This is a genomic window from Actinocrinis puniceicyclus, from assembly GCF_018283645.1.
In the GTDB taxonomy this organism is placed as follows: domain Bacteria; phylum Actinomycetota; class Actinomycetes; order Streptomycetales; family Catenulisporaceae; genus Actinocrinis; species Actinocrinis puniceicyclus.
On record NZ_JAGSXH010000041.1, the window covers coordinates 42,767 to 49,466 of the forward strand.

A 6,700-nucleotide genomic window follows, 5' to 3' on the forward strand; every position below is an offset into this window, starting at 1 on the left:
CTGATATCAGATCAGCCCGTTGCGCAGGATGCGTCCCACGGTGGAGGCGCGGATGCGGCCGAAGCCGAACAGCAGCTCCACGCCGTCTTGCAGCATATGCGGGTCGCGCTCGGCTGCTTTCAGCAGCATCGAGGCCCACCGCTCGCTGCGCAGCAGGCGCAGCGAGATGCGGCTGGAGACGAAGTGGGCCCGGTAGCGTCGGCGGAAGTCGCTCTCGAACCCGGCCAGGGCGGCGGCGAGCTGCGCCCGGTCGCCCAGCGTCGAGGGCAGGGCGTTTACGAACTGCTCGGCCGCGGTCACGGCGTAGGCGATGCCCTCGCCGCTGACCGGGTTGATCATTGAGGCGGCGTCGCCGAGCAGGACCGCGCGCGGGTAGGTCAGCTTCGGCAGGCCGCCGATGTGCGGCAGGTGGTGGGCGCGCTGGTCGTGCAGGTCGCCGAGGTGGATGCCGCGGTCGCGCAGCTTGTCGGCGAACATCGCGATGAGCACCTTAAGGTCCAGGCCGCGGCTCTGCAGGACCTCCAGCGGGCCGCCGACCCCGAGGTTGACCCGCCCGTCATCGAGCGGGAACAGCCACCCGTAGTTGGGCAGCAGGTCCCGGCTGAACTCGAACAGCAGCCGCGGCCCGAACGCGCCTCCCGGACGGAAGTCTTCACTTTCGGCGTAGGCGCGCATCGCGAAGCTCAGGTTCTTCTTCGCCCCGCCGTCATCCGCGCCGGCCGTCAGGGCCTTGCGGACCGGCGAGTACGCGCCATCCGCGCCCACCACCAGGCTGGCGCTAATCGTGCGCAGCGTCCCGTCCGCGGCGCGCAGCTCGACCTCTCGCGCATCCGGCGTGGTGACCATGGACATATAACGCATCCCAGTGAAGTCCTCGGCCCCGGCCGCCAGTGCCTCGCGCACCAGCCGGTCGTCCAACTCCAGGCGGGAGATGACGTGCCCGTAGGCCGCGTGCCCGTCGCCGCGAGAGATGGCGCTCTCCAGGCGCTCGCCGCGCGGACCGAAGATAGTGACGGCCTTGATGGGCGTGCAGCCTTCGAACACCGCGTCCAGGCCGAGGCGGTAGACCACCTCCACCGCGCCCGGTCCGATTCCATCGCCGCACGTCTTGTCCCGCGGGAAGACCGCCCGGTCCACCAGCGCGACGCGCAGGCCCCGCCGCGCGGCAGCGTACGCCGTGACGGACCCGGCGGGACCAGCGCCGATGACCGCGATATCGAAAGAATCTTGCGCCACGGCGGCAAGTCTCTCACAGCGCTCCCGGGCTCCCGCTGGGCCGCTGGCCAGGGCCCCGCGGCCAGTAAAGCGGCACGCGGCACAAGAACGTCGATGACGCTTGCACCTCCCTGGGAACTTCTTCGAGGATTCGGTGCGTGGAGTGTGTGGTCGAGGCCCACAGACCGCGTTGCGTCGATCCGGAGTCGCGCCTGCATCTGAGCCTTCACACTTCACTGGTGATCGCGATTATGCACAACTGTTCATGGTTTGCGTGTTCTGTGGCTGTTCAAGTCGCTAAGTGCCGTCGAACAGCCCGCCTCCCGACTCCCGTCTTCACGCATTCGGCCTGAATATCCGCAGGCTGCGCGAAGAGCGGGGTTTGAGCCTTGAGGAGTTGGCCGAGCGGGCTGAGCTCAGTTTCCGCGGCTTGATCTACATCGAGCACGGCAGGCGTAATGCCGGGCTGCTCACCGTGTTCAAGCTCGCCGACGGGCTGGGGCTGCGGCCCTCGCAGTTGCTCGAGTACGAGTTGGAGCCCGCTAGCGGCGACGGCGCGCGACCTGACCTGTAGGAGCAGAGCCACGGGGCACTACGCATCCCTCCCGGGACGCATGATCCACGCGACCAGCTTGATGCGTTCGCACGCCTCGTGGTCGGGCACGTGGTAGGTGCCCGCGACGGTGTCGCGGGCCACTTCGAGCAGGTCGTCGACGAGTTGCTGGTCGGCTGCCGAGATCGGTCGTGGCGTATCGGCGGGTGCAGTGCCTGCCGCGTGGGCATCGATCCAGTCGCCGGGCTCGATGTGGATCGCTTCCAGACACCGGACGGTGTCCAGGAGGGTGGCCCCTCGCCGTGCGCCGCCGTAGACCCGGCAGAAAAGTGTGATCGTCGGCCCGGCCTCGGTGCCGACGACGCTGAAACAGTAGACCACCAACGGCTCGTCGGCGGGCTGCGGGTGCACAGCGCAGGCCCACGGGGTCAGGTGCTCAAGGCGGGCGGCGAGGGCGGGAATCATGCGGGCGCGTTGCAGCCACATCCGCTGCATCTCGATCATGGGCAGCGGTCGGGAAGCCTTCTCGGTGCGCGGCGTGTAAATCCATCCGATGAGGGTCGTGAAATTCATGATGTTGACGGTGGCGTCGGGCAACAGCGCCGCAGTCACTCCGATCAGCTTGGCCGCGACCGCAGTCTTCTCCAGCAGCTTGTCCATGAGGCACAACCACGCGTCCAACGCCCGGTCAGGCAGGAAGGTATGGCAGTCGATGACAGCGTGCGGCGAGCCGATCCGGTCCAAACGCCCAAGCCGCTGTTCCAGCCGGGTCGGGTTCCACGGCAGGTCGTAGTTGACGATCACGTTGGCCTGCTGGAGGTTGACCCCTTCGGACAGGATGTCGGTGGTGATCAGCACGTCGTAGAGGTCTTTCGGCTTGGTCTGCCCAAGACGGGTCGGGACTCCGGCAGCGGTGTCTGGGCAGAAGTGGCCGAGCACGGTGGCCAGCTCCTTCTTCGAGACTGGTTCGGTGCGCCCGACACTGGCGATGCGTCCGGCGTAGCGGTGCACCGTGCCTCTCGCCGCGATGTGTGCCTCGATGCGGGCGGTAAGGTCCGCGCTGGTGATCCGGGAGCTGGCGAAGACCACGACCTTGCCGCCGAGCTCGTCGAACAGGTTGAGGAACGCGGCGGCCTTCGGGTCATCGCGGCAGGCCTGTTCAGCCAGCGCGACGATCCGCTCGAGCGCCTCGGCATCGCGCTGCAGGGCCTGGCGCAGGGCAGGGACGTCATACTGGGTGGCCAGCTGGAAGCGGGCCTTGGGGATTCCGCCTTGGGGACCGCAGCGGGCCTGGCCTCCAAGGAAGTCGCTTAGGCGTGCGTCCAGTTCGTCGCGCCCGATCTGCCCGTCCAGCTCGTCCCCGGCCCCGTCGATCCACGTGCGCACCAGGTCACGCAGCAACCGCATCTCCTTCATTGACACGCTGATGCGTACCCGACCCCGATCCAGGTCGACCAAGGCGCTCTTCGTGCGCCGGGCCATGTTGCGGGCGGTATCGGCCAGCGCCGCCGGCGAGGACTCCAGGCGTTTGAGCAGCGTGCAGCGCAGCAGGCACAACAGCACCTCGACCCACCACGGCACCTGCAGGGGGTCGAGCGCGTACTGCCCCGGCGCGTAAGCCGCCAGTGCCAGCGGGGCGGACAGAGCCTGCGGGCCGCGCAGGGCGCGCATTGCCTCTGCGAAGCGCGGGTCGCTCAGAGCCTTGGATGTCGCCGCCGCGTCGAGCACCGCGGAGTACAGGTTCGTGCCCGCGTCGGCTAGCTCGTAGATCACAGGCTTGGAGTTGACCACGGGGAACGCCGGACGCTCGATCCCTTCGTGGCACGCGTCGCGCACATATTGCCGGGTGCGGCGTACCACCAGGTCGTTGATCTCCTCGTGCAGCTCGCGCAGTTCGCGTTGCTGCAAGGTCAGCGCCTTGGAGCAGCGCTCACGGATCTGGCGCTGCGAGAGTCGCCGCCCCGGCCACGGCGCCCATCCGGGGGTGTACACCCGGTCCTCGATGGGAGCCGGCGCGGCCAGGTGCATCAGCTCGGCCAAGTCGGCGCCCTTGTTGTTGACCGGAGTTCCGGACAGCAGCACCGTGCGCGGCCGGTGTTCCTGGTCGCCCATCAGCTTGTCGAAGCATTTGCGCGTCAGGTTGCGGCGGTTGCGCAGGAAGTGCGCCTCATCGCACACGACCATCGCGTACGTCGGGAACGCGGCGCCTGATCGCAGCGTCTTCATGCCCCGCCACAGCAGTTGGTGGTAACTGAGAAGCTCCACCTTGAGGCCCCACTCGTTGGTCTTCGCCCGCCACACATTGCGCTTCAGATGCGCGGGGCACAGCACCAGGACCGGGCCCTCCCCGGCGCGCTGGGCGCGGTCGATCAGCTCGCCTGCGATGTAGGTCTTGCCGAGACCGACCTCGTCGGCGACCAGGACGCCGCCGCGCCGCTCGATCACGGCTGCCGCCTTGGCGACTCCCAGAGACTGGAACCAGGTCAGGCCCAGGCGCGAGTCGCCCGCGTCAATCTCCCCGCAGAACCGCTCGGCCAGCATCCGCAGGTACACCAGTTCCGGGGGCAGATACGCGAATCGTTCGCTGATCATTCCCGCCAGGTCGTACGGCGCAGCGGCCTTCCACCAGTCGCGCACCCACCTGGCCGTCCCCGCCGCCTGCTCGCGCCCTGCGCTGACTCCGAGTTCGACATTCGAGCGCAGTCCCGCCCGTGTCAGGTTGAAGGAGCCGACCACGGCCTCCACCGGCCGGTCGACCGGTTCGATCACGACGGCCTTGGAATGGAAAAACTCTGCTTCGTAGCGGCGTGTTGTCACCAGAGGGTCGGATAGCCATGCGCGAAGACGGGACAGCTTCGCGCGCGTCGCCTTGTCCACCGGGATGCCGTCCAGTTCAGCGTGTAGGGCGAGATGCCCCTCGGCCAGCAGGCGGTCCAACTGTTCGGGATCGGCGCTCCCGTCGAGCGTGATCTGCGCGGTGGCGGTCGGGGCGACGCCTAGCAGCAGGCGCACCGGCACGCCCCGCGCGATCAGGACCTGCACCGCCTCGCCCAGCACCATAAGCCCATGGAAGCTGACATAGCCTGCGGCCAGGGTCGCGACCGCCCCGTGTGGATCAGCGGCCACCGCCCGAAGCCAAGCATCCAGCCTGCGCCCGATCGTCGCGCCGCCGCCGTTAACCAGAATCAGCGGGGCGGGCCAGGGCCGGGTGCCAGTCACGCGACCGCCAGCTGCGCGGGAACTGCTTCGCGCGCGTCGCGGCGCAGCGGCTCGGTCTCACGCAGGAAGGTGTTGACCATCTCAAGGATGGCGGCGCTGCGCCGCACGATTTCGGCGTCGACGTCCAGCGCCGGGACGGGCCTGGCCAGGCATTGAGCAGCCAGTGCTGCATCCGGACAGTCCAGTGCGTCGTAGGCGTCGCGCCCCCACCCGCGCGCGCCCTCCACAACCGCCGCGGTGTCTGGGGTCATCCAGGCCAACCAGGCCACCGTCCGGTGACGCCCTGGTTCAGCCGCCCACAGGGGGCGCAGCCGCATCCGCGGATCGCTCATCGTGACATGGGGGTCGCCGAGGTCCGTTACCTTGCCCGCGACACCAGCATGGCTGGCCAGCGCGAATAGCGTCCCCGGCTGACCCCAGGTGGCCCGAGCCCGCCCCCCGAGTTGGAGCGTGCTCTCGTCCCACGGCGGGATTGGTCCAGCCGGAACCTGCAAGGCGAGGGCACCGACCGCATCACGGTAATTCGCCGCGCCGGCGACGGCACGGGCATCGGCGCGATGCCTGGAGCCGAGCGTGTGGTAGGTGCCGCGGGCCGCGATGTGCACCAGCCAGCGCCCGGCGAAGTCGTCGCATGCCGCCTCGTCGCAAAACCGGGCGAACAGCACTCCCAGCACCTCCACCGCGCTGGGAGAGCAGAGCAGCTCATCGCCGGTGATCCCGCACGCGTGCAAGAGGTCGGCCGTGGCGGCGCACCCCTGCGCCGCCAGCGCGGCCGCGTCGGCGATGCGCGCCGGGTCGATGCGGCGGCGGTTGGCAACCCGCGTCGCCCCCGGGGGCAGCAAGTGCTCCATCACGGTGACGATGCGTGGGCGGCCGATCGCGGCCGGAAACCCCGCCTGGGCGGCGGCGTGCACCGCAGGGTCGATGATGTCGCGTTGCAGTCCCGGGCAGGTCATGCTCAGCGCCACCAGCCTGTACTCCTCCGGGGTCAGGCGCTTGGAGGCGCTGGCCTGGTTGTGCCGGATGAACGCCGTGACAGCCTTGTCCATGTCCCCGCGTAGCCAGTCCACCCTCACGCGCACCGCCAGTAGCCGTTGGGCCAGCGCGGCGAAGCGTTCGACGTACCGGTGCGGGTCGTACACCCCCGTGCCCACGATCAGCCGTTGCACCGTGCTGGTTTCCGCGGCCTGCAGCAGGTCGGCCAACCGAATCTGCAGCGGCGTGCCCGGCTTGTAGGGGTGGAAGGAGAACTGGCCGATGAGCGTGAACCGCACCGCTACCTCCCGGTCCGGGCCGCCGAGCATGAGCCATCTGCGCTGCGGGATCCACGGCGGGCGCCGACCAAAGGCGGCCAACACCGCGGTCAGACGCTGCTGCCCGTTGATGATCCACCAGTCGGCGTGGGAGGACGACTGGTAGCGGCTGGCCGGACGCGAAGAGCGGGCGTCCACCTCGTAGAGCAGCGGGGCGCCGAACGGGATCTCCTGGAACAGCGAGTCGATGATTCCCGCGCACCACCGGGCGCTGGCGACGAGCTCACGCTGCACCTCGGGAACGTCGAAGCGCTCGGCGAGATCGAGAAGCTGACGGATCGTGAACTCGGACTGCTCGGCCACACTGCCTCCTGCGATCGTGAGGATGTCGCGGCTCGTGCTTCCCGGTCCCCGCCTCGGTTCAATCGCGTCGGCCCGCACCGCCCACCCGCCCCTGTCG

4 protein-coding genes are annotated in these 6,700 nt (G+C 69.1%); 1 reads left to right on the forward strand and 3 read right to left on the reverse strand.

Features of this window, described 5'->3' with window-relative positions:
• Positions 1–6: 6 nt before the first annotated feature.
• On the reverse strand, positions 7–1,236 hold the full coding sequence (locus KGA66_RS13660) for an NAD(P)/FAD-dependent oxidoreductase (protein ID WP_211468422.1): 1,230 nt from the start codon (positions 1,234–1,236) through the stop codon (positions 7–9).
• 280 nt (positions 1,237–1,516) lie between these two features.
• Here KGA66_RS13660 and KGA66_RS13665 point away from each other — a divergent pair, with 280 nt between their 5' ends.
• Entirely contained in the window at positions 1,517–1,789 is a 273-nt protein-coding gene (locus tag KGA66_RS13665; protein ID WP_211468424.1) for a helix-turn-helix domain-containing protein, read from the forward strand.
• A gap of 18 nt (positions 1,790–1,807) precedes the next feature.
• Here KGA66_RS13665 and KGA66_RS13670 read toward each other — a convergent pair whose 3' ends face one another.
• Together KGA66_RS13670 and KGA66_RS13675 are read right to left on the reverse strand one after the other, a co-directional pair.
• On the reverse strand, positions 1,808–4,894 hold the full coding sequence (locus KGA66_RS13670) for an SNF2-related protein (protein ID WP_211468426.1): 3,087 nt from the start codon (positions 4,892–4,894) through the stop codon (positions 1,808–1,810).
• 89 nt (positions 4,895–4,983) lie between these two features.
• A partial coding sequence (locus KGA66_RS13675) for a DUF262 domain-containing protein (RefSeq protein WP_211468428.1) occupies positions 4,984–6,700 on the reverse strand: 1,717 nt, incomplete at its 5' end.